Genomic DNA, 3284 nt, shown 5'->3' on the forward strand with positions numbered 1-3284 from the left:
GGTGTTGCCGGGGGGTGTGGTGCCGTCGGTGGTGGTGGTGTTGGGGGAGTTGCCGGTGACGGCGAGTGGGAAGTTGGATCGTGCCGCACTCCCCGCACCCGCCGTGGCGCGCGGACCCCACCGCGCGCCACGAACAGCGGCGGAACACACACTGGCGTCGGTGTTCGCCGAAGTCCTCGGGCTCGACCAGGTCGGGTTGGACGAATCGTTCTTCGCGCTGGGCGGCGACAGCATCCTGTCGATCCGGCTGGTGTCCCGTGCCAAGGCACGAGGATTGGTGTTCACGCCGCAGCAGGTGTTCGAGCACCGGACCGCGGCCGCGCTCGCGGCGGAATCGGCGATCGCGGACGCTGAGACCACAGTTACGCTCGCCGAACTCGCGGGCGGCGGCATCGGTACGTTCCCGCCGACCCCGGTGGTCCGGTACCTGATCGAGCGCGGCGGGCACTTCGAGCGGTTCAGCCAGAGCGTGCTGCTCGACCTCCCGGGCGGCATCGACTCGGGCCGGCTCCTCGCGACCGTCACCGCGGTGCTCGCGCGACACGACATGCTGCGGTCACGGCTCTGTAAGGACGCAAACGGGCAGTGGCAGATGGAGACTCGTGCCGCGACCGAGATCGACACCGACTCACTGGTCCGTCGCATCGTCGTCGACCCGGGGTCCGATCCCGGCACGCTGGCAGACCTGATCGCGGCCGAGCACCAAGCGGCCGTGGAGCGATTGCACCCGTCCGACGGGGTGGTCGTCCAGTTCGTCTGGCTCGACCCGGAGTCCGCCGCCGGGCACCCGGCACGGACCGGACGATTGATCGTGGTGGCACACCACCTCGCGGTCGACGGGGTGTCGTGGCGGATTCTGCTGCCCGACTTCGCAGCTGCCTGGTATCAGATCAGTTCCGGGAGCGTACCGGCCCTCCCGGAACCGGCGACGTCGATGCGCCGGTGGGCGCACGCGCTGGCCGAAGAAGCCGTCCGCAGCGACAGGGCCGCCGAGCTGGGGTGGTGGCAGAACGTCGTCGCCGGACCCGACCCGCTGATCACCGAACGCCCCCTCGATCCGGGCCTGGACCTCGCGACCGCGTTGCAGGACGTGAGTGTCGAGACCTCCCGCGACGACACGTCCGTTCTGCTCACACGCCTCCCGGAGCTGTATCACGGGGGTGTCCTCGACGTCCTGCTGACGGCGCTGGCGGTGGCGGCGTCGAGGTGGCGAGCGGAGCGGGGGATCCCGGGAACGTCGATGCTGATCCGGCTGGAAGGGCACGGCCGGGAGCAGCAGGTGGTGCCCGGTGCCGACCTGTCCCGCACGGTCGGCTGGTTCACGACGGTCTTCCCCGTGCGCGTCGATCTCCGCGGCATCGACCTCGACAACGCACTCGTCGGCGGCCACGACATCGGCAGCGCCGTGAAGCGCGTGAAAGAACAGCTCCGGGAAGTCCCCGACATGGGCATCGGTTACGGACTGCTCCGCTACCTGAACCCGGACACCGCGGGCAGCCTGCCGGGAACGGAACCGGGGCAGATCAGTTTCAACTATCTCGGTCAGGTTCCGGATTCGGCGGACGGTGACACCGCGGTCGGCTGGAGTCCCGCCGACGGGTTCGGCGACCTGCGGTACGTCCCGGACCCCGACATGCCGGCGTCCGCCGCCGTCGAGGTCAACGCGATCGTGATCGGCGGACGACTCCGGGTCGGGTTCGGTTTCCCGGACACTCTGCTCGCGCACGCCGACGTGGAGCGGCTGGCACAACGGTGGCGGGAGTGTGTGTCCGCGTTGGTGTCCCACGCGCACAGTGGGGACGCAGGCGGACTCACACCGTCGGACGTCCCCCTCGTCGACGTGACCCAGGGCGACCTCGACACGTGGGAGAAGCGCTTCGGCGCGCTCACCGACGTGTGGCCGCCCGCACCCCTGCAGGCCGGGTTGCTGTTCCACGCCCTGCTCGCGAAACCGTCGATCGACGCGTACACCGTCCAGGTGGCACTGCACCTGAAGGGTGCCGTCGACCCGGCCCGGATGCGCCGGGCCGCCACCGCATTGCTGGATCGGCACGCGAATCTGCGGGTGGCGTTCGTTCCCGCCCGAGACGGAACATTCGTCCAGGTGGTACCCGCGGACGTCGACCTCCCGTTCCGTGAGATCGACCTCACGGATCTGCCCGAGGCCGCGCGGTCCGCCGAACTGGACCGGGTCCTGACCGCCGACCGGGCCACGCCGTTCGACACGTCCCGGGCACCACTGGTGCGGTTCGTGCTCGTGACGACCGGCAGCCACGAATCCCGGCTCGTGTGGACCAATCATCACACCCTCCTCGACGGATGGTCGATGCCGCTGGCGATCCGCGAGCTGCTCGCGCTCTATGTGGTCGGAGACGACGATGTTTCGGCGTTGCCGCGACCCCGGCCCTACCGAGACTTCCTGTCGTGGCTGCATCGCCGGGACCCTGCGGACTCGCGAGTGGCGTGGGCGACCGCGCTCGCCGGCGTCGACGGTCCGACGCTGCTCCTTCCCGACGCACGGGGACGGCCGCTGTCGGCTCCTCCCGAGAGTGCTCGGTACGCTGTGTCCGAGGAACTGACCGCCGACCTCACCACCCTCGCGCGTACCCGCAACACGACACTGAACACGGTGACGCAGGTGGCGTGGGGCATCGTGCTCGGCGCAGCGACGTCCCGCCACGACGTGACGTTCGGGAGCACCGTGTCCGGACGGTCGCCGCACCTGTCCGGCGTCGAATCGATGATCGGGTTGTTCGTCAACACCGTGCCCACACGCATCACGCTGAACCCCCGGGAAACGCTCGGCCGGCTGCTCGACCGGACACAAGCGGAACAGGCAGCCCTCCTCGACCACCACCACCTCGGTCTCGCCGACATCCAGCGAGCAGCCGGCCCCGACATCGGTTTCGACACGGCAACCGTCTTCGAGTCGTACCCGATCGACCGGGGAGGCCTGACCGAAGACACCGACCTCGCCGGCATCCGGGTGGTCGACGTGAGCGGCGTCGACGCCACGCACTATCCGCTGAGCGTCGCCTTCTCGGTGGACACGCAGCTGCGCATGACGTTTCACTACCGACCCGACCTCGTCGACCGGGCCACCGTCGACGCGATGGCCGGCCGGGTCACCCGGGTGCTCGAGGTGATGGCCTCCGATCCGGATACACCGTTGGCTCGTGTGGGTGTGTTGGGTGTGGTGGAGCGGGGGTTGTTGGTGCCGGTGCGGGGTAGGGCTGGTGTGGGGGTGCGGTTGTTGCCGGAGATTTTGGCGGGGGGTGTGGGGT

1 protein-coding gene is annotated in these 3284 nt (G+C 69.6%); it reads left to right on the top strand.

Translation table 11 applies throughout. From position 1 onward, the window contains the following. Positions 1-160: 160 nt before the first annotated feature. Positions 161-3284, top strand: a 3124-nt coding sequence (locus HGB39_RS37830) for a condensation domain-containing protein (protein WP_312029826.1), incomplete at its 3' end; no start/stop codon positions are given.

Origin of the sequence: Rhodococcus opacus (assembly GCF_012396235.1) — a bacterium.
Taxonomy (GTDB): Bacteria; Actinomycetota; Actinomycetes; order Mycobacteriales; family Mycobacteriaceae; genus Rhodococcus_F; species Rhodococcus_F opacus.